Raw genomic sequence first — 18,983 nt, 5'->3', positions numbered from 1 at the left:
GCATGCGGTCGGAGCAAGTAATACCAGTTACGTATGCGGGCCATAACGGTTTGCACTGGACCACATCGCATGAGCGGCAGTGGTGATGACACATCGCTTGCAAATGACACTTTGTGTCATTAATATCGATTTTGTGTCCTGATAGCGCTTCGCGCCAATCAGCCTTTATAGGCCCTTCATGCAGGTACAGCCCATGACGACCACCATGCAGACCCCCAAGGATCAGCTCGTCAAACTCGCCCAGCAGCAGATGCTGACGGCGCTGGCCGACAACACCTACACTCCTCGCCAGAAACTCGCCCTTACCTGCCGCATCCTGTTCGACGGCGGCCACGATTCGGGCCTGGCCGGGCAGATCACCGCCCGCGCCGAGCAGCCTGGCACCTACTACACGCAACAACTCGGCCTGGGCTTCGACGAGATCGCCGCTTCCAACCTGCTGGTGGTCGACGAAGACCTCACCGTGCTGCAAGGCCGCGGCATGGCCAACCCGGCCAACCGCTTCCACAGCTGGCTGTACCGTGCACGCCCCGACGTCAACTGCATCATCCACACCCACCCGCTGCACAGCGCCGCCCTGTCGATGCTGGAAGTGCCACTGGCGATCTCGCACATGGACCTGTGCCCGCTGTTCGACGACTGCGCGTTCCTCAAGGAGTGGCCCGGCGTACCAGTGGGCAACGAAGAAGGTGAAATCATTTCCAGGGCGATCGGCGACAAGCGCGCGATCCTGCTTTCCCACCATGGCCTGCTGATTGCCGGCCGCTCGATCGAGGAAGCCTGCGTGCTCGCCCTGCTGTTCGAGCGCGCAGCCAAGATGCAGCTGCTAGCCATGGGCGCCGGTGAAATTCGCCCCATCCCGGATGCCCTGGGCAAGGAAGCCCACGACTGGATCTCCACCCCCAAACGTCATGGTGCCGCGTTCAGCTATTACGCGCGCCGTGCCTTGCGTGCCCATGGCGACTGCCTGGGCTGACTGAAGCTGTACTCTTTCCCCAACAACGGCAGAGGTGCCTGGTTATGTCTACACCTGTAATTCGCGGCGTTATCGGCTACACCATCACTCCCTTCACGGCAGACGGCGCGCTCGATCTGGATGCCCTGGGCCTGTCCATCGACCGCCTGATAGAGGACGGCGTGCACGCCATCGCACCGCTGGGCAGCACCGGCGAAGGCGCCTACCTGTCCGACAGCGAATGGGAAACGGTGGTGCGCTTCAGCCAGGCACGCATCGCCGGCCGCGTGCCCAGCGTGGTCAGCGTCTCCGACCTGACCACCGCACGCACCGTGCAGCGCGCCCGCCTGGCACAGGCCTGCGGCGCCACGGCGGTGATGGTGCTGCCCATCTCCTACTGGAAGCTCACCGAAGCCGAAGTGGTCGCCCACTACAAGGCGGTGGGCGCGGCCATCGACATTCCGATCATGCTCTACAACAACCCGGGCACCAGCGGCACCGACCTGTCGGTGGAGCTGATCCTGCGCATCCTCGGCGAAGTGCCTAATGTGACCATGGTCAAGGAAAGCACCGGCGACATCCAGCGCATGCACCGCCTGTTCAAGGCCACCGATGGCCAGGTGGCCTTCTACAACGGTTGCAACCCGCTCACCCTGGAAGCCCTGGTGGCCGGTGCCACCGGCTGGTGCACCGCCGCGCCCAACCTGATCCCGGCGCTGAACCTGGCGCTGTGGGACGCGGTGCAGCAAGGCAACCTGGCCGAAGCTCGCGCGTTGTTCTACCGGCAGTATGAACTGCTGGAGTACATCACCCGCCGTGGCCTGCCCACCACCATCAAGGCCGGTTTGAAACTGCTCGGCCAGGATGTCGGCGCTCCACGCCTGCCCCTGCAACCGCTGGATGCGCAAGGCAGCGACTACCTGAAGAGCATGCTGGTAGAACTGGCCGACTGACCGTGACAACTGCCCGGCGGCGTCTTGCTGCCGGGCTTCATCCTGGCAACGTTGCTCGCCCTTGGCCAGACTCGACCTGGCGCAACACCTTCGCCAGTTTTGCCACGGCCATCGCCAGCTCGCCAGGGGTATGCGCCGCAAACCCCATCAGCAATCCCGCCTCCCCTTTCGTCGACGCATAAAGGCCACTTAGCCCCAGCAGGTCGATACCAGCGGCCTGCGCCGCCTTCACGACCTGCTCTTCAGGCATCGGCCTGGTGAAAACACAAGGCATCTGCATGCCGCCTGCGGGCACACGCGCGACAAGAAAGTCCGACAGCTGTGCCTGCACCAATGCCGCCAGGGCATCGCGGCGCTCCGCATAGATCGCCCGCATCAAGCGCACATGGGCGCCGAAGTGCCCGCCTTCGATGAACCTGGCCAAGGTCAGTTGCGCCAGCGAAGCCGTATGCCCGTCCTGCAAGGTTCGCGCAGCGGTCATCGGCTCGACCAGTTGCGGCGGCAAGACCATGTAGGCAATGCGCAAGCCGGCGAACAGAGACTTGGTGAACGTGCCGATGTAAACCGTACGGTCGTGGGCATCCAGGCCTTGCACGCACGCGGTGGGTTTGCCGGCATAGTGAAACTCGCTGTCGTAATCGTCCTCGATGATCCAGGCGCGTTGTTGCCGCGCCCACTCGATCACCGCCAGACGCCGGTCCAGGGACAGGGTCACGCCAGTAGGGAACTGATGCGAAGGGGTCAGGAAAACAGCCCTGGCATGGGGAGCCAGCCGTGTTATCTGCTCGACCTGCATGCCGTCCGTGTCCACGGCCACGGCGATGCAATGCAGGCCAGCAGCACCCAGCGCCTTCCTGACCCCATGGTAGGCCGGGTCTTCGATAACCACTTGGTCGCCCGCGTCGGCCAATACGTGGGCACACAGGCTGAACGCCTGCTGTGAACTGGTAAGGATGAGCACGCGGTCAGCCGTGGCCTGTGCGCCACGTTCAAGATTGACGTAATCGGCAATAGCCCGCCGCAGTGGCTCGGTACCTTGCGCGCTACTGGGCTGCAATGCCTGGGAGCCATGTTCCTTGAACACCTGCCGTTGCAGCTTTTCCCAGGCCTGCAACGGGAAGTTGCGGGTTTCCGCCACCCCCGGCGCAAACGGCCGAGAAACGAAGAAATTGTGCACTCCGCCCTCCTGGCACAGCGCCTGGCCACGACGGCTGATTGCCGGCGGTTCGTCCGGGGCTTTCACCTTGCGACCCCGGGGCTGGGCCGGCAGGTACTGCGCACGGGGTGAAACGAAGCTGCCACTGCCCACCCGGCGCTCGATGAAGCCTTCGGCGTGCAGCTGGCCATATGCAGCCTCGACCGTATCCCGTGACACAGCCAGCGAGGCCGCCAGCGCACGGGAGGCGGGCAACGCCTTGCCCACGGGCAACGCCCCTTCGAGAACAAGCTGGCGTATCGCACGCTGGATTCTTACGTGCAAAGGCAGTGACGCGCGCTCTGGGTCGCCGATCCAGGCTTTCACCGACTCCAGTTGTGCATGCTTGAACATTGGTATGGCCATATGCGGAAAATTGGTGGGGCTATACCGGCCATTCTAGCGCTATAAAAACCAGCCTTTCCAACCCTATGCGCCAGAACGACCGAGGCCTCGATGAACACGCCCGCACACACTGCTCCAACCCCGCTACGGCTGACAGACATCCTTCACCCCGTGGTGGCGGGGATCGTTTCGGTAATAGTCAATTATGGCGGCACCTTCATCCTGGTGTTCCAGGCCGCCAAGCTGGCCGGGCTGAGCCCGGCGCTGACCTCCTCGTGGGTCTGGTCAGTGTCGATCGGCGTCGGGCTCAGTGGCCTGGTCCTGTCCTGGTACAGCCGCGAGCCGGTGATCACCGCCTGGTCCACGCCGGCCGCTGCGTTCCTGGTCACAGCGCTGGCCAGCGTGCCCTACAGCGACGCCATCGGTGCCTACCTGCTGTCGGCAGCCGGCTTCGTGATGCTGGGAGTGACCGGTTACTTCGAGCGCCTGGTGCGGGCCATCCCGGGCGGAATTGCCGCCGGCCTGCTGGCGGGTATCCTGTTGCAATTCGGCATTGGTGCATTCGGCGGCCTGTCGGTCGACCCCGCCCTGGCCGGGCTGTTGATCGCGGCCTATGTAACATTCAAACGCTTTACCGCCCGCTATGCCGTAGTAGGCATTCTGCTGCTGGGCCTGGGCTACCTGCTACTGCAGGGTCAGGTGGACCTGACAGCGCTCAGGCTGGAATTCGCCACGCCGTTGTTCACCGCGCCCACCTTCTCCCTCAACGCCGCCCTGAGCGTGGCCCTGCCGTTGTTCCTGATCACCCTTACCGGTCAGTACATGCCAGGCATGCTGGTGCTGCGCAACGATGGCTTCAAGACCAGCGCCAATCCGATCGTGGCAGTCACTGGCCTGGGGTCGTTGCTGATGGCACCGTTCGGGTCGCACGCCTTCAACATCGCTGCCATCACCGCCGCCATCTGCACTGGCAAGGAAGCCCACGAAGACCCGGGCAAACGCTGGGTCGCGGGCATCGCTGCCGGCGTCTGCTACATCCTCGTAGGGGTATTCGGGGTCACCCTGGCCAGTGTGTTCATGGCCCTGCCGGCCACCTTCATCACCACGCTGGCCGGCCTTGCACTGCTGGGCACCATCGGCGCCAGCCTGGCCAACGCAATGGCAGATGCCCGTTCACGCGAAGCGGCACTGATCACATTCCTGGCCGCGGCAGCCAACATCAACCTGTTTGGCATTGGCGGGGCATTCTGGGGGCTGGTCATTGGCTTGCTGGCCTATGCCGTATTGAACGGCCGCCTACCCGGTTTCTGCCACTTCTCCCGGTAAGCGGGCTTTCCACCATCCTGCCGTGCGCCAGGTGCGCACGCCGTACAACAGGTATCGACATGCCCAAAGCTGGCCCCAAGCTTCTTACCCAAATTGCTGCCGTACACTTCGTCAGCCATGTGCACATCATGCTTATCCCGGCGCTGCTACCCGTGCTCCCCGACTTGCTGGGGGTAGGGTTCGTCGAACTCGGCGCAGCCCTGGCCGTGTTCAATGTCGTCTCCGCCCTGGTGCAGGCACCGCTAGGCTATGCCGTCGACCACTACGGTGCGCGCAAGGTGCTCAAGGCGGGCTTGCTGCTGGGCAGCATCAGTTTCCTGCTGGTTGCTGTCAGCCCCAGCTACATCCTGCTGTTGGTGGCGATGGCCATGGCCGGCCTGGCCAATGGCGTGTACCACCCGGCCGACTACGCGCTGCTGGCCAACGGCATCGAACAAGGCCGCCTGGGGCGGGCGTTCTCGATCCATACCTTTGCCGGCTTCCTCGGCTCGGCGGTAACGCCAGCTATATTTCTCGGCATCGCTGCACTATTCGGCACGCAGGCTGCCCTGATGGCGGGCGCGGCTGCGGGGGTTGCCGCCTTGCTGTTGATATCGGTTCCAGGCAGTGGAATCCACCACGTTGCCAAGCCTGGCAAAGGCGGCTCTGGCCCCACTGCAGCAGGTCGCGCGCGACTGTTCACGCCCATGCTCGGGCTGCTGACGGTCCTGTTCATCTTGCTCAACCTGAGCACCAGTGCCATCGAGAAGTTCTCCGTGGCCGCCCTGGTCCAGGGCCAAGACCTGACCCTGGCCTGGGCCAACACGGCACTCACGGCCTTTCTGCTCAGCAGTGCTGCAGGTGTACTGTGCGGTGGGGCCTTGGCTGACCGGACCCGGCGTCACGGCCTGGTGGCGGCCTCGGCCTTTGCCCTGGCTGCCGCGTTGACAACGCTGGTGGCCCTCGGGCTGCTTCGGGGCTGGGGGTTGGTGGTGGTTCTCGGTGCCATTGGCTTGCTGACCGGGATCATCGCCCCGTCGAGGGACATGCTGGTGAAGGCGGCGGCACCGAGCGGCGCCGAGGGCAAAGCGTTCGGGCTGGTCTCGACCGGCTTCAGCATCGGCGGTGCCCTCGGGCCGGTGGCGTTTGGCTGGATGCTCGACCAACGCCTGCCTCATGGCATCTTCGTGGCATCGATCGTGTTCATGCTGCTGACGGTGCTGCTGACCTTGGCGCAGGAGGCCTACCTGGCCAGGAAGCACCGACAGCCTGTCTAGCCCCAGGGCTGCTTTGCAGCCCTTTCGCAATGCAAGGCAGATCCTGCAGAACAGCACATGGCCATTGATTCATCTGCGCACTGGCTACTCAGGCGACCGGATTGGCATGCACCACCCGCCCACCTGCCCCCGGCCGATTGACGAACAACACATCCAGCACACTGCCGTGCAACCCCTTCAACGCATTCCAGTTCGCTGATGCATGCACGTACCTGTCTCGCAACAATCGCTGCTCATCCTCGGTCAACCCAGGCTGTTCGCATTCACCCAGGGCAAACGCATGCAACTTGCGGCTGATGCCCAGCAGTTCATCCGGCAGCCGGTGCTCGACCTGCCCGCCCAGTTGCGCAAACGGCACACCAGCGCGCACCGCCAGCTCCCGCATGATGCTCAGGTACACCCGCGACAGCTGCCCCGCCACTTCCCGTTCGCGGTACACCGCCGCATATACCTGTTTTTGCGCCTCGCTAGGCAGGCCACCGGCAATCGGAACCTCCCAGGCCAGCACACGCGGCCTGGGCGCACCCATTTCGCCAAACGACGACGCCAGCAACGCACTGACTGTGGCATGCACACGCGTGTGCTCGGCGCGCATTCTCAGCGGCACCCGCTGAGAATGCGGTTTGCACAGCAGCACCTGCTCCTGCGTGGTATCCGGGTAACCACCGCCAATGTTCGAGTGCACGCCTGGCAACACGATGTCATGGCCGCTGCGTACTAGCGGGAAGTTGTGCCGCTGCTCGTCCCCCGCCACCAGCTGCACCATTTGCCGGGCAATGCCCGCGCCCAGGCCCAGGCGCAAGTCACCATGGCGGTCGTCGGCAGGATCGAAGTCGCCCTGCAGCGGCGCGATGATTGCAGCAACCGTGTCGAACAGGCCGATGAAGTTGATCACGATGCCACAGGGCACAGCCAACAGGCTGCTGCCGCCATCATGCAGCAGGTTGGCCAGATGACGCACAGCCGCAGCGCCGCGGCTGAAACCGAACAAGTCGAACTCGACCCGCTCGAGCCTTGCCTTTGGGTGCGCCTGGCGCCAGTCCCGCAGTTGCCCGGCAATCCCCGCCAAGGCCTCGGTGACACGCGCCTCGGCTCCTCTACGCCCACACCCGGTGGCCGAGGCATAGGCATGATCCGCCTCCCCCGCCAGGGTGCCCACGCCCTCGACATAGCGCTTCAGAAACGCCATGGTCTCATCAGCATTGGCCCCCTGCGTCGGGTACAGTGCATGCAACAGGGCCACATTGCTCAAGGCATTGGCATAACTGCCCCCCTTGTTCCCCGGTGCATCCACCGGCATCACATTGCTCAGGTTGTTACCGGTGCCATCGAAGAACACGCCAAAACGCAGGGTGACCGGCGTGATGCGTGCAGTGCTACAGCTGTTCAGGTCCATCGTCGTGCTTCCTGCTTGTACCAAAAGCACAAGCAGGCGCCAGCACGCTGCTGCGGAACATCAGCCAATGGCCAGCGATACACAGGACATTTCCGGACCTGCATGGCCCCCGGCAAGGATAAATTTCCCTACCGCCATTGGTCGCCACCCCCCCGGATGGATTAAAGTATCACCCCTTGCCAGGGCAGCTGCTTCCAGCCGCCTGCGGCCCCATACCAGGAACCGTCACCGATGGAACACCGTGAAGCGCTGATCGCGCTGCGCACCTTTCTTTCTTCCCAGATCCTAGGCCAGGAGAAACTGGTCGAGCGGCTATTGATCGTGCTTCTGGCAGACGGCCACATGCTGGTCGAAGGCGCGCCGGGCCTGGCCAAGACCAAGGCCATCAAAGAGCTCGCCGAAGGCATCGAGGCGCAGTTCCATCGCATCCAGTTCACCCCCGACCTGCTCCCGGCCGACATCACCGGCACCGAAATCTACCGCCCGGAAACCGGCAGCTTCGTGTTCCAGCAGGGGCCGATCTTCCACAACCTGGTGCTGGCCGACGAAATCAACCGCGCCCCGGCCAAGGTGCAGTCCGCACTGCTCGAGGCCATGGCCGAACGCCAGGTCAGCGTGGGCCGCAGCACCTACGACCTGTCGCCGCTGTTCCTGGTCATGGCCACACAGAACCCGATCGAGCAGGAAGGCACCTACCCGCTGCCCGAAGCCCAGCTCGACCGCTTCCTGATGCACGTGAAAATCGGCTTCCCCGACGCTGCGGTAGAGCGGCGCATCCTGTTGCAGGCCCGTGGTGAAGCCCTGGGCGGCGAGACCAAGCCCGAGCGCCGGGTCAGCCAGCAGGCGATCTTCGCCGCCCGCAAGGAAATCCTTGGCCTGTACATGGCCGACGCGGTGGAGGAATACCTGGTGCAACTGGTGATGGCCACCCGCACCCCGGCCAAGTTCGATGCCGAACTGGCCGACTGGATCGCCTACGGCGCCAGCCCGCGTGGTTCCATTTCGCTGGACCGCTGCGCGCGCGCCCACGCCTGGCTGGCCGGGCGCGATTTCGTCAGCCCCGAAGACATCCAGGCGGTGCTGTTCGACGTGCTGCGCCACCGCATCATCCTCTCGTTCGAGGCCGAGGCGGCAGGGATCGACCAGGACCGCGTGGTCCAGCGCATCCTCGACGTCGTCGCCGTTGCCTGAGCCCATGCCCACTGCATCGCTGGCCGAACCCGGCATCCGCATCGGCCTTGCCGAGCTGATCGACATGCGCCACCGCGTGCGCGAAATCCAGCTGTTTTCCCGGCCCGGCCAGCGCAGCCCGCTGGTGGGCCTGCACCACTCCAAGCTGCGCGGGCGCGGCGTGGACTTCGACCAGGTGCGCGTCTACCAGGCTGGCGACGATGTGCGCAACATCGACTGGCGGGTTACCGCGCGTACCCAGGAGCCGCATACCAAGCTGTTCCACGAAGAGCGCGAACGGCCCATCTTCATTCTTGTCGAGCAGAGCCAACGGCTGTTCTTCGGCTCGGGGCTGATGTTCAAGTCGGTGCTGGCCGCCCAGGCTGCAGCGCTGTTCGGCTGGGCCGCGCTGGGCCATAACGACCGCATTGGCGGGTTGGTGTTCGGCGACAACGAGCACCACGAAATCAAGCCCCGGCGCAGCAAGCAGAGCCTGCTGCAACTGCTCAACCGCCTGGCCAAGGTCAACCAGGCGCTGCACACCGAGGCCACGCCCGGTGCCGACAGCCTCGGCCTGGCCCTGCGCCGCGCCCGCGAAGTGCTGCGCCCCGGCAGCCTGGCCATCGTGATCTGCGATGAGCGCTCGCTCACTGCCCAGGTGGAGCAGCACCTGGCCATGCTCTCGCGCCATTGCGACCTGCTGTTGATGCCGGTGTCCGACCCGCTCGATCATGCCCTGCCCGCCGCCGGCCTGCTGCGCTTCGCCCAGCGCAGCGCGCAGCTGGAGCTCGACACCCTGGACGCCAACCTGCGCCAGGCCTACCGCCAGCAGGCCGAAGCGCGTATCGAGCGCTGGGAGCTGATGGCGCAAAAGCTGCGCGTGCTGCTGATGCCACTGAGCACCCAAAGCGACATGATCGAGCAACTGCGCGAGTACCTGAACGCCCAGCGGCCACGGAGCGCGTCATGAAGAGCAGCGGCCAATGAACCCGCTTGATCAACTGCAGCCGCTGATCGCCCCCGCGCCGATCGGCCTTTGGCCACCGGCACCCGGCTGGTGGCTGCTGCTGGCCGTGCTGCCGCTGCTGGCCTGGGGCCTATGGCGGGTGCGCCACTGGCGCCCGGGCAAACGCCGTATCGTGCGTGCCGAACAACCCTTGGACCCGGTACGCGTGGAAGCACTGGCCGAACTGGCCCGCCTGCCGCGCCCCTACGACGGCGCCCCGGCCGGGGCGTGGCTGCAACAGATCAACGCCCTGCTCAAGCGCCTGTGCCGCAGCCACTACCCGGGTGCCAACAGCCATACCCTCAACGGCCGCCAGTGGCTGGCGTTTCTCGACAACCGCTGCCCGGCCGCCGGCCTGACCCGCTGGATGGTACTGGTAGAGGGCGCCTACAAACCCGAGTGCAAGCTCGACGACAAGGCCATCGCCGGGCTCAGCCAAGCCGTCGAAACCTGGATTCGCAAGCATGTTTGAACTGGCCTGGCCGTGGGTCTTCGCCCTGTTGCCGCTGCCGTGGCTGGCGCGCCTGGTGCTGCCGGCCGCCGACAGCGGCGAACCGGTGCTCAAGGTGGGCTTCCTCGACGAACTCGAAGGCCTGGCCGGGCGCCGCGCGCGGCTCAACCTGCCGACCTGGCGCCAGCAGGCGCCCTTTGTCGTCATCTGGCTGTTGCTGCTGTGCGCCGCCGCCCGCCCGCAATGGTTGGGCGAGCCGGTGCCAGTGGCTGCCAGCGGCCGCGACCTGCTGGTGGCGGTGGATGTGTCCGGGTCGATGGACTTCCCCGACATGCAGTGGCAGAACGAAGAGATCAGCCGCCTCGACCTAGTCAAGGCGCTGCTCGGCGACTTTCTGCAGGACCGCGAAGGCGACCGCGTGGGCCTGATCCTGTTCGGCAGCCAGGCCTACCTGCAGGCGCCGCTCACTTTCGACCGGCGCACCGTGCGCACCTTCCTCGACGAGGCGCAGATCGGCATCGCCGGCAAGAACACCGCCATCGGAGACGCCATTGGCCTGGCGGTCAAGCGCCTGCGTCAACGGCCGGCACAAAGCCGGGTGCTGGTGCTGATCACCGACGGTGCCAACAACGGCGGGCAGATCCACCCGCTGACCGCCGCCCGCCTGGCCGCCCAGGAAGGCGTGCGCATCTACACCATCGGCATCGGCGCCAACCCCGAAGCCAGTGGCACCCCCGGCCTGCTCGGCCTGAACCCGAGCCTGGACCTGGACGAAGCCTCGCTCAAGGAAATTGCCGACATCACCCACGGTACCTACTTCCGCGCCCATGACGGCGCCGAACTGGACGCCATCGGCGACACCCTCGACCAGCTCGAACCGGTGGCCCAGCAGCCGACCCAGGCGCGCACGGCCAAGGCCCTGTATGCCTGGCCCCTGGCCCTGGCCCTGCTGCTGAGCGTGCTGCTGGTACTGGCCGTGCAATGGCCCGACAACCTGCTGCACCGCCTGCTGCGCAAGCCGCGCTTCCTGCAACCGCACCCGGAATGGCGCCAGCGCCTGAAGCGCCTGCGCCTGAGGAGGCGGCGATGATCGAACTGTGGCCCGAATGGTTGCGCCCGCTCTGGCTGCTGGCCGTGCCCCTGCTCGCCTGGCTGCTGTACAAACTGTGGCACCGGCGCAAGCGCGCCGGGCGCTGGCAGATGATTCTGCCGCCGGCGTTCCATGGCGTCCTGCTCGGCGGTGGCGGTGGCAGCGGCAGCACCAGCAAGCTGCCGTGGGTGGCGCTGGGCCTGGCCTGGGTGCTGGTGATCCTGGCGCTGCTCGGGCCCAGTTGGCAGCGCGTGGAAGAAAGCCGCCAGCGCCCGGCCGACCCGCTGGTGATCCTGCTCGAACTGACCCCGCAGATGCTCGCCGAGGACAGCCCGCCCAACCGCCTGGAGCAGGCGCGGCGCAAGATCCTCGACCTGCTGGAGCACCGCCGCGACAGCCAGACCGCGCTGGTGGTCTACGCTGGCTCCGCACACACCCTGGTGCCGCTGTCTGATGACCTGGCCACCAGCCGCAACCTGCTCGAGGCGGTCGACCCATCGATCATGCCCAAGCCCGGCCAGCGCGCCGACCTGGCCGTGCAAAAAGGCCTCGCCCTGCTGGCCCAGAGCGGCCTGGGCCAGGGCCGCCTGCTGCTGATCGGCTCGTCGCTCAGCGCCCCGGAGCGCGAAGGCATCGCCCAGGCCCTCGGCCGCCAGGGCCCGAGCCTGCTGATGCTGGGCATCGGCAGCCGCGAAGGCGCACCGGTGCGCCAGGCCAATGGCGAATACCTCAAGGACGACCAGGGCGGCATCCTGTTGCCACGCCTGGACAGCGCCAGCCTCAAGGGCTTCATCAACGGCACCGGCGGGCGCTACCGGAATGCTCGCATCGACGACCTCGACCTGCGAGGCCTGGGCCTGTTCGACAGCCCGCGCACCGGGCGCAATGATGGCCAGACCCTGCAATTGGACAGCTGGGCCGACCAGGGTTACTGGCTGCTGCTGCCGCTGTTGCTGCTGGCCGCCTGTGCCGGCCGACGCGGCTGGCTGTTCTGCCTGCCGCTGCTGCTGGCCCTGCCCCAGCCCAGCCAGGCCTTCGAGTTCAACGACCTGTGGCTGCGTCCCGACCAGCAAGGCCAGCGCCTGCTGGAGCAGAACCGCCCGGCCAGCGCCGCGCGCCAGTTCCAGGACCCGCAATGGCGCGGCATGGCCCTGTACCAGGCCGGCGACTATGCCGGCGCTGCCGAAGCCTTTTCCCAAGGCGACACCGCCGCCGCACACTACAATCGAGGCAACGCCCTGGCCCGCAGCGGTGAGCTGGAAGCTGCGCTGGACGCCTACGAACAAGCCCTGGAACGCCAGCCCGACCTGCAAGCGGCGCTGGACAACCAGGCACTGGTGCAGCAACTGCTACAACAGCGAGAGGCCACTGCCGAGGAACAACCGGCCAGCAGCGATACCCAAGGCACGCCCGGCAGCGAAACCGAAGGCAACAGCAGCTCGGCCAGCAGCCCGGCCCAGGGCACGCCCGGCAACGACGAACAGGCCAGCGCCGAACAGCCCGGCGAAGGCAGCAGCAACAGCCAGGTAACGCCCGGCAACCAAGCGGGCGCGGACGACAGCGTCACCCAGCCGCCGCAGCGCCCGGTATCGACCAGCCTTGATACCGAACAGCGCCAGGCCCTGGAACAATGGCTGCGGGAGATCCCCGACAACCCGGCGGAGCTGCTGCGGCGCAAATTCTGGTATGAACAGCAATTGCATCAGGAAACCTCACGATGAGTCGCTTCGGCGTCTTTCTCCTCTGTCTGCTGTGGGCCGTGCTGGCCCAGGCCGAACCGTTGCTGCGCGCCAGCGTCGACCGTACCCGCCTGGAAGCCGGCGAAAGCCTGGAGCTGACCCTGGAAAGCCAGGACGTCACCCAGTTCGGCAAGCCCGACCTGCGCGCGCTGGAGGGTGACTTCGAAGTGCGCGGCACGCGCCAGCTGAACAGCCTGCACAGCCTCGACGGCGAAACCCGCGCCAGTACCCGCTGGATCATCACCCTGCTGCCGCGGCGCAGCGGCAGCCTGCGCATCCCCGAACTGCAACTGGGCCAGTCGCACAGCCAGGCCATCGAACTGCAAGTGCTGCAGGCCGATGCCAGCCGCCAGGACAGTGCCTCACAGGTGTTCATCGAAGCCACGCTCGACAGCAGCGAGGTCTACGTCCAGGCCCAGGCCGTGCTCACCCTGCGCATCTACCATTCAGTGGCCCTGTACGACGACAGCAGCCTCAGCCCGCTGCAACTGGAAAACGCCAAGGTCGAACCGCTGGGTGAATCGCGCACCTATGAAAAGGAAATCAACGGCGTCCGCCACGGCGTGATCGAAACCCGCTATGCCGTGTATGCCCAACAAAGCGGCACCCTCGACATCCCACCGTTGACTTTCACCGCCACCGCCGCCGCTAGCCAGGACGAGGCCCCGCAAGCCAACGGCACGACCCGGGCCGGCCACCAGGTGCAGGTCAGCTCGTTGCCATTGCGCCTGGCCGTGCGGCCGATTCCGGCGGCCTGGCCTGCTGGCGTGCCCTGGCTACCGGCCCGCAGCCTGACACTTGAAGAGCACTGGAACCCCGACCCTGGCAACCAGCAGGTGCAGATTGGCGACTCGCTGACCCGCAACATCACCCTGCGTGCCGAAGGCTTGTCCAGCACCCAGCTGCCACCGCTGCCAGCCACCGAAATCACCGGCCTGCGCCGGTACCCCGACCAGCCATTGCTGCGCAACGAAATCAGCGAACGAGGGATGATTGCCAACCGCGAAGAGCGCGAAGCCTTGGTGCCGACCCACAGCGGCGCGCTGGCCCTGCCGGCGCTGGAAGTGGCCTGGTGGAATACCCGAGAAGACCACCTGGAGCACAGCAGCCTGCCGGCGCGCACGCTGAATGTGCAGGACAACCCGGCGCTGAGCGCCGACACCCCGGTCGGCGACAACAGCAGTGCCAGCAGCTTGCTGTGGCCCTGGCAGCTGGCCACCCTGGTGTTCGCCCTCACCACCGTGCTGGGCTTTGCCCTGTGGTGGCGCGCCCGCTCGCAGCCAGCGGTGCTGCGCGCCGCGCAGGCCGGGCCGAGCCCGCGTACCTTGCTGGATGATCTCAAGCGCGCGTGCCAGGCCAACGACCCACAGGCAACCCGCCAGGCGCTGGACGCCTGGGCCCGCCAGCAGCCGGAGACCCTGGCCGAGATGGCGGCGCGGTTCGTGCCGTTGTCGGATGCACTGGATGGGTTGAACGGGGCGCTGTATAGCGAGAGCGGGCAGTATTGGCAGGGTGAAGATTTGTGGCGGGCGATCGGTACGATTCCCCCGGCTGAGCAGGTATTGCTGCCGACCGGCGAGAACGGCAGCCTGCCGCCGCTCTATCCCAAGTGATGTGCTGCCTGTGCAGGCCTCTTCGCGGGTAAACCCGCTCCCACAATGACCGCGTACGCCGAGAACCTTGCGCAGTACCTGTGGGAGCGGGCGTGCCCGCGAACACCGGCGCAGCCGGTGCCACCGTAAGATATTTCTGAACCTGCACCCCAATGCTTCAAGATCAACCCGCTTAGGAATTATCCTACGCGCGCTGCCGAACTATCGCTGTTGTCGGGGAAACACCTCACGGATAACGTTTCCGGGTCGCTTCGGTGACCGGGTGTGAGAACCCGACAGAGATTTTACGCAGCACCTCTATGGTGGCCGTACGTGGGCGGGCCTTGGCCTGGCCGAGTCTTTGCGTATTTCTCCTCGGTTTCTCACCCCGCGTACGGCTGCCACCCTCAATCCGTGAGAAAGATTCAGGTGGCAGTTCCCTTCTTCTTCAAAGGAATACGCCATGAAGAAACTCGTCCCCGATCCACCCGTAAAACTAACGGCCCGCCCCTTCTACACCATCAACCAGGACACACCCTCGGTTGACGCCCTGATCCACACCCTCCAGCTGATGGCCGGCATCGAAGACTCGCTGGACGAATACATCTGCGCCAATGCCGGCGAGCCCGGCATCAACATGCTGGTCAACGCGGTGCATCACGTACAGATGACCAAGGCCTTGGCCGAGTTGCTGTTGCACCGGCAAACCGGGGATATCACCCGGCACTGACTACACAGCCCCAAGCCATGCGCGCCCCCTGTAGGAGCGGCCTTGTGTCGCGAAAGGGGTGCGAAGCGCCCCCAGGATCTGCGCATCACCGCAAAATCGCCGGGGCCGCCTTGCGGCCCTTTCGCGACACGAGGCCGCTCCTACAGAGACCGTGATCAGGGCTTCATCAACCTGCGAGCACCGGTTGAACTGGCTGACGGCTCAGATGAACCGCTGCCCCTCGAACGGGTTCCAGCTCTGCTGCCCTTTGGTCTGCTTCAGGTAGTAGGCACGGTTGGTCAGGAAGCTGTACAGAAACGCAAACGCCATGCTGATGCCGTTATCCACCGGGCGCGGGATTTCGCTACCCGTCGCGATCTCGTAGTAGCTCAGGAGAACGCCGATGGCGATCATGATGGCCAGCATGACCAGGTTCTTCTTCCACAGCCCCAGTACGAACCAGTAGATCGGGCCGAAGAAAAAGGCGATGAAGTTGTTGTTGATCAGCAGCTTCTTGCCAAATGGCAAGGCGCGGAAAGCGGCTTTGTAGGGCTCGGAGGTGGGTGCGCCGTACTGATCGAAGAAAGCGAAACGCTCCCGCCATTTTGGCTTGAGGTTATCTGGGGTGGATTGGGTTTGTGGGATGCCTTCCATTGGTGACTCCTGTGATCGTCGTCCGTGAGTGTCGAATAGCCATGATCATGGCCGGTTCGGAGGCTAAATCAGCATGCCTTTGAGGGCAAGCTTGATACCTCCCGCAAAGCGAGAACCAAGTCACGAAACACTCAAGGCTTCCAGATCGGCGCGATCAGAAACTCGTTGTTCACCACACGATTGATGTCGCTCAGGCGACCCAGCGGGTTGTCGTAGTGCAGGTGAACGTGGGTGCCGCTGAGGAACTTCGTATACCCCCTATTAAACTAACTATTGAGCTGTCGCTCCACCTCATCATCAGCCGCACTCAATATACCCTCCACCAGACTTGAATCGATTTTCCAAATGGATAATTTGGGGTTCCCTACATATTGCTGACCATAGGGAATTTCGTAATAAGACGCATCTACTTTTTCCGCGGTTAGCACAGCACAAACTGATCGAATCATTTTTGCATGATCGTGGTAGTCGCCGTCAAAAATTTCCAACTCTAATACTGGCTCATGCGCCAGAATCGTTGATTTCAACTGCAACAATGGGACACCAAGTACACGATGGAGCTTCATAAGGGCTGAAGCTGAGACCCCAGCCCCCTCCATGACAATCGCAATGACAGACATTGTTCTATAGTTAACCTTGGATCATCCCTATAAACCTTCTCGCCACCTGCCCTCATTACTTTACCGCCACTTTGCCACTCTATTATTCATTAGAGTCGGAGTTCTCCAAAAAAATAGACACCCACGAATCCATCACATCCCATAATTCGATTCCTTCTGTCGGGTTTTCTGGTTTTTCATGCCACCAGATAAAAGCCTGGCCCTTGTGTGAGCCATTCCCCAAAGCCAAATAATCACCAGCGCCGCTAGAAAATACCGCCACCATATCAGGGAGTGCTGGGTAATCTTCATCGCACAGTTCCTTGACAGCAACAAAGTCCTCCAACCTCGACAGCCCCATAGTGCAACCAATATAGAATCCAAAACCATTATGCAATCTTGAATAAAACTGCCGGAAGCTCGCAGGAAAACTAGGATAACCATCGAAACCTGACCCTTCAACGCCTAGTGGAGCCCCGCCCATATAGAAGCATAAATCACCACCTTCACTATATGCATACATGAGGTATGGGCGATCACTCACAGCCAAAACCGTTCCTAACACACATTTTTCTAGCCACGCGCTTACCCAAGGCAAAAGTTCGGAAAACTCAGCCCATTCCGCAGGAATATGTTTTTTCCCACTATTTAGAAAGCCAAATCCACGCCACTGCTTGGGAAAATCGATATCCACAGGGACATCGCCAGGTGAAAAATATACATCATAACCTTTTAGCTCGGTTACAATACGCCGCCTCAAAGACTCAGGCCAATTCATTCTCATACACCTCAATACCCCGAAGGCAAACTATTGACCTGCTGCAGTTCCGACCCAATTTAGCAGCCTTATCAATCATGGAGAACGAAACGCTGGATCAACAGGAATATCTCCATCTTGATATAACCCCCACTCGCCAAATGATCTCCCCCCTTTTAGGTATTTACCACCTCACTCAACCCTTGGAAGTTTGACTCATAGTTTAACACCTTTACTTGATCCTCGAAGCCAATCGAGAAAAACCTTCCATTTCTGTATTTTCCTTCATCGGAACAATGTGATCCGCATGTAGAGGCCTCGTAACCTCAAACCCAGGAGGCGCAGGGTTTTTCATGGAGCCAGAGATGCCACGGCAAATTGAGCCCCCATCTTGTAGCAGGTGGAGTTCATGGATCGCACTCTATCAGAAATTGGAAAACTGCCCCTTCAAAACTCACCCGACCGCCATCAAACCAAACATATGACTTGCCATTTCATTAAATGTTGAAAACTCATAGTAAACATTATCGAAGGCCTGGCGATCCCTCACCTGGTATATCTTTGAGGGCACTTCCAGCACATACACATCCATATCACTTTCTCCAAAAACCAAGTAATCCTTCATCCATTCCAAATCACGCCAATTTAAATTCATCCCTATAAAATCATTGGTCTCACCAGCACAATCCGAAAATGGTATTCGGTGAGTTGAATACAAAAATACGCCATTCTCCGCAGCCCCATTACAAACACCTAATAGCTCCAGATACTCCGAGGGCGGCATAGCAAGCAACGCCAACTGACAGCGCTGAACAAATAACTCCAGATCTTCTTCGGATGCACCGGGAATAAGTGCAGGCGTACCAGACAACTTGTCGATCATCATTTTCATTTCAATCATCTAATGACCTAATATGCACGCCCCTCAAGGAATCTACTGATCGACCTCATCCTCACTAACCAAGGAGTCAATAAACACACGAAACGAAGAGGACAACATCTTTTGAGCGTTAATGTTATTTATGCGCATGTCAATATCCGGCTGAAAAACATCAACCGCAAAATAAATAACACTACCTTCTTCTTTATCAAGACAAATAAAATTACCTGCCTCATCAACGGCAAAAGGTACCAAATGTGCTGGCAATACGTTCCTATGCACCATCAAATTGAAGCATCCGCCTATGTATTTAGTCTCGTCTTTGTCAACGGTTTCAGCGCTGGCGATGCTTTTAAAATCTTCAATTCTAATCGGCTCATAATTTTCATCGCCCGCCCAAAACTCCCGATTCGGAGTTCCTCCATTGAAGGACAGGTAAAGCTCCCTGAAGTCTGCTGGAAATTTTATGCCAATTTCAGACTCAAGGTTATCAATATCTAATATCGAGACGGGAGCACCAGAATCAAACAGTTCAAAGTCATCCATTATAGAATCTTCAACAAGTTGTGAATGTTGTTTTCTGTGAGCGGCCTTTTAGCCAACCCTTATCCTGTGAGATAGCTACAGCTTCAGGCGCGCCATAAGATCCAGAAGGCAAACCAAAATGTTTTTCGAATTGCGCGACTGAACCAGTATGCGGCAACGAAGCTTCGTGAGCGGACTGTGTTACTAACTGCATAGTGCCTTTACCCGTTACAGGATCGAAATCGTCCAAATGGTGCCAAGTGTATTTGCCCATCGATTTCATTTGAGCCTTTGTCAATTCTGCCTGTTTGTAAGTCTCGGTAAAGTCTCGCCCCCGAGTTCCTTGCAATTGAATCGATACAATGTTTTTTTGAGCACCTGTTAC

The 18,983-nt window shown here is 62.2% G+C and carries 19 protein-coding genes; 11 read left to right on the top strand and 8 right to left on the bottom strand.

What is annotated here, in order from left to right:
- The first annotated feature begins 193 nt into the window (after positions 1-193).
- Positions 194-976, top strand: coding sequence for an aldolase (locus tag ACLCGK_RS25255; protein ID WP_085721096.1), 783 nt, complete (start codon positions 194-196; stop codon positions 974-976).
- Between the two features lie 44 nt (positions 977-1,020).
- Positions 1,021-1,908, top strand: a complete 888-nt coding sequence (locus ACLCGK_RS25250) for a dihydrodipicolinate synthase family protein (protein WP_047932983.1) — start codon at positions 1,021-1,023, stop codon at positions 1,906-1,908.
- A gap of 37 nt (positions 1,909-1,945) precedes the next feature.
- Here ACLCGK_RS25250 and ACLCGK_RS25245 read toward each other — a convergent pair whose 3' ends face one another.
- Positions 1,946-3,457 (bottom strand): PLP-dependent aminotransferase family protein, encoded by a 1,512-nt coding sequence (locus ACLCGK_RS25245; protein WP_410953203.1) that lies wholly within the window; start codon positions 3,455-3,457, stop codon positions 1,946-1,948.
- 102 nt (positions 3,458-3,559) lie between these two features.
- Between ACLCGK_RS25245 and ACLCGK_RS25240 the strand changes: the two genes are divergently transcribed.
- Together ACLCGK_RS25240 and ACLCGK_RS25235 are read left to right on the top strand one after the other, a co-directional pair.
- The gene (locus tag ACLCGK_RS25240) at positions 3,560-4,774 is read left to right on the top strand and encodes a benzoate/H(+) symporter BenE family transporter (protein WP_410953202.1); all 1,215 of its coding nucleotides are present in this window, start codon (positions 3,560-3,562) and stop codon (positions 4,772-4,774) included.
- Positions 4,775-4,833: 59 nt separating this feature from the next.
- Entirely contained in the window at positions 4,834-6,030 is a 1,197-nt protein-coding gene (locus ACLCGK_RS25235) for an MFS transporter (RefSeq protein ID WP_023663271.1), read from the top strand.
- Positions 6,031-6,118: 88 nt separating this feature from the next.
- Here ACLCGK_RS25235 and ACLCGK_RS25230 read toward each other — a convergent pair whose 3' ends face one another.
- Positions 6,119-7,426, bottom strand: coding sequence for a T6SS phospholipase effector Tle1-like catalytic domain-containing protein (locus ACLCGK_RS25230; RefSeq protein WP_023663272.1), 1,308 nt, complete (start codon positions 7,424-7,426; stop codon positions 6,119-6,121).
- 231 nt (positions 7,427-7,657) lie between these two features.
- Between ACLCGK_RS25230 and ACLCGK_RS25225 the strand changes: the two genes are divergently transcribed.
- The 7 genes from ACLCGK_RS25225 to ACLCGK_RS25195 all read left to right on the top strand — a co-directional run bounded on the left by ACLCGK_RS25225 (position 7,658) and on the right by ACLCGK_RS25195 (position 15,204).
- The gene (locus ACLCGK_RS25225; protein WP_013971644.1) at positions 7,658-8,617 is read left to right on the top strand and encodes an AAA family ATPase; all 960 of its coding nucleotides are present in this window, start codon (positions 7,658-7,660) and stop codon (positions 8,615-8,617) included.
- Positions 8,618-8,621: 4 nt separating this feature from the next.
- A complete protein-coding gene (locus ACLCGK_RS25220) occupies positions 8,622-9,566 on the top strand; it encodes a DUF58 domain-containing protein (RefSeq protein ID WP_013971643.1) in 945 nt (314 codons plus the stop codon).
- A gap of 13 nt (positions 9,567-9,579) precedes the next feature.
- Positions 9,580-10,074, top strand: a complete 495-nt coding sequence (locus ACLCGK_RS25215) for a DUF4381 domain-containing protein (RefSeq protein ID WP_015269461.1) — start codon at positions 9,580-9,582, stop codon at positions 10,072-10,074.
- Complete coding sequence (locus tag ACLCGK_RS25210; RefSeq protein WP_015269460.1) at positions 10,067-11,143, top strand: vWA domain-containing protein; 1,077 nt, start codon at positions 10,067-10,069, stop codon at positions 11,141-11,143. The genes ACLCGK_RS25215 and ACLCGK_RS25210 overlap by 8 nt, the downstream gene beginning before the upstream one ends.
- On the top strand, positions 11,140-12,864 hold the full coding sequence (locus ACLCGK_RS25205) for a tetratricopeptide repeat protein (RefSeq protein ID WP_410953201.1): 1,725 nt from the start codon (positions 11,140-11,142) through the stop codon (positions 12,862-12,864). The genes ACLCGK_RS25210 and ACLCGK_RS25205 overlap by 4 nt, the downstream gene beginning before the upstream one ends.
- A complete protein-coding gene (locus ACLCGK_RS25200) occupies positions 12,861-14,495 on the top strand; it encodes a BatD family protein (protein ID WP_054573349.1) in 1,635 nt (544 codons plus the stop codon). The genes ACLCGK_RS25205 and ACLCGK_RS25200 overlap by 4 nt, the downstream gene beginning before the upstream one ends.
- Before the next feature lie 442 nt (positions 14,496-14,937).
- The gene (locus tag ACLCGK_RS25195) at positions 14,938-15,204 is read left to right on the top strand and encodes a hypothetical protein (RefSeq protein WP_253152652.1); all 267 of its coding nucleotides are present in this window, start codon (positions 14,938-14,940) and stop codon (positions 15,202-15,204) included.
- A 201-nt stretch (positions 15,205-15,405) separates the two neighbouring features.
- On the opposite strand, the gene ACLCGK_RS25190 is transcribed toward ACLCGK_RS25195, so the two are convergent.
- The 6 genes from ACLCGK_RS25190 to ACLCGK_RS25165 all read right to left on the bottom strand — a co-directional run bounded on the left by ACLCGK_RS25190 (position 15,406) and on the right by ACLCGK_RS25165 (position 18,947).
- On the bottom strand, positions 15,406-15,837 hold the full coding sequence (locus ACLCGK_RS25190) for a DUF2628 domain-containing protein (protein WP_015269456.1): 432 nt from the start codon (positions 15,835-15,837) through the stop codon (positions 15,406-15,408).
- Positions 15,838-16,103: 266 nt separating this feature from the next.
- On the bottom strand, positions 16,104-16,457 hold the full coding sequence (locus ACLCGK_RS25185) for a hypothetical protein (RefSeq protein WP_023662512.1): 354 nt from the start codon (positions 16,455-16,457) through the stop codon (positions 16,104-16,106).
- A gap of 82 nt (positions 16,458-16,539) precedes the next feature.
- Positions 16,540-17,214: an SMI1/KNR4 family protein gene (locus tag ACLCGK_RS25180; protein WP_410953200.1), complete on the bottom strand. Its 675-nt coding sequence runs from the start codon at positions 17,212-17,214 to the stop codon at positions 16,540-16,542.
- A gap of 433 nt (positions 17,215-17,647) precedes the next feature.
- Positions 17,648-18,085, bottom strand: coding sequence for a YrhA family protein (locus tag ACLCGK_RS25175; RefSeq protein WP_410953199.1), 438 nt, complete (start codon positions 18,083-18,085; stop codon positions 17,648-17,650).
- 42 nt (positions 18,086-18,127) lie between these two features.
- Positions 18,128-18,619 (bottom strand): SMI1/KNR4 family protein, encoded by a 492-nt coding sequence (locus tag ACLCGK_RS25170; RefSeq protein WP_410953198.1) that lies wholly within the window; start codon positions 18,617-18,619, stop codon positions 18,128-18,130.
- 10 nt (positions 18,620-18,629) lie between these two features.
- Complete coding sequence (locus ACLCGK_RS25165; RefSeq protein WP_410953197.1) at positions 18,630-18,947, bottom strand: HNH endonuclease; 318 nt, start codon at positions 18,945-18,947, stop codon at positions 18,630-18,632.
- Positions 18,948-18,983 lie beyond the last annotated feature (36 nt).

The sequence above is a fragment of the Pseudomonas sp. S1(2024) genome (genome assembly GCF_046557535.1).
Note: the sequence above shows the minus strand (reverse complement) of the source record. Positions and strands in the feature narration are given on the sequence as shown.

Coding starts and splice junctions, on each gene's coding strand:
- ACLCGK_RS25190 (WP_015269456.1), bottom strand. CDS start 15,837: ATGGAAGGCATCCCACAAACCCAATCCACCCCAGATAACCTCAAGCCA.
- ACLCGK_RS25180 (WP_410953200.1), bottom strand. CDS start 17,214: ATGAATTGGCCTGAGTCTTTGAGGCGGCGTATTGTAACCGAGCTAAAA.
- ACLCGK_RS25255 (WP_085721096.1), top strand. CDS start 194: ATGACGACCACCATGCAGACCCCCAAGGATCAGCTCGTCAAACTCGCC.
- ACLCGK_RS25240 (WP_410953202.1), top strand. CDS start 3,560: ATGAACACGCCCGCACACACTGCTCCAACCCCGCTACGGCTGACAGAC.
- ACLCGK_RS25205 (WP_410953201.1), top strand. CDS start 11,140: ATGATCGAACTGTGGCCCGAATGGTTGCGCCCGCTCTGGCTGCTGGCC.
- ACLCGK_RS25185 (WP_023662512.1), bottom strand. CDS start 16,457: ATGTCTGTCATTGCGATTGTCATGGAGGGGGCTGGGGTCTCAGCTTCA.
- ACLCGK_RS25220 (WP_013971643.1), top strand. CDS start 8,622: ATGCCCACTGCATCGCTGGCCGAACCCGGCATCCGCATCGGCCTTGCC.
- ACLCGK_RS25175 (WP_410953199.1), bottom strand. CDS start 18,085: ATGAAAATGATGATCGACAAGTTGTCTGGTACGCCTGCACTTATTCCC.
- ACLCGK_RS25250 (WP_047932983.1), top strand. CDS start 1,021: ATGTCTACACCTGTAATTCGCGGCGTTATCGGCTACACCATCACTCCC.
- ACLCGK_RS25245 (WP_410953203.1), bottom strand. CDS start 3,457: ATGTTCAAGCATGCACAACTGGAGTCGGTGAAAGCCTGGATCGGCGAC.
- ACLCGK_RS25230 (WP_023663272.1), bottom strand. CDS start 7,426: ATGGACCTGAACAGCTGTAGCACTGCACGCATCACGCCGGTCACCCTG.
- ACLCGK_RS25235 (WP_023663271.1), top strand. CDS start 4,834: ATGCCCAAAGCTGGCCCCAAGCTTCTTACCCAAATTGCTGCCGTACAC.
- ACLCGK_RS25225 (WP_013971644.1), top strand. CDS start 7,658: ATGGAACACCGTGAAGCGCTGATCGCGCTGCGCACCTTTCTTTCTTCC.
- ACLCGK_RS25170 (WP_410953198.1), bottom strand. CDS start 18,619: ATGGATGACTTTGAACTGTTTGATTCTGGTGCTCCCGTCTCGATATTA.
- ACLCGK_RS25195 (WP_253152652.1), top strand. CDS start 14,938: ATGAAGAAACTCGTCCCCGATCCACCCGTAAAACTAACGGCCCGCCCC.
- ACLCGK_RS25210 (WP_015269460.1), top strand. CDS start 10,067: ATGTTTGAACTGGCCTGGCCGTGGGTCTTCGCCCTGTTGCCGCTGCCG.
- ACLCGK_RS25215 (WP_015269461.1), top strand. CDS start 9,580: ATGAACCCGCTTGATCAACTGCAGCCGCTGATCGCCCCCGCGCCGATC.
- ACLCGK_RS25200 (WP_054573349.1), top strand. CDS start 12,861: ATGAGTCGCTTCGGCGTCTTTCTCCTCTGTCTGCTGTGGGCCGTGCTG.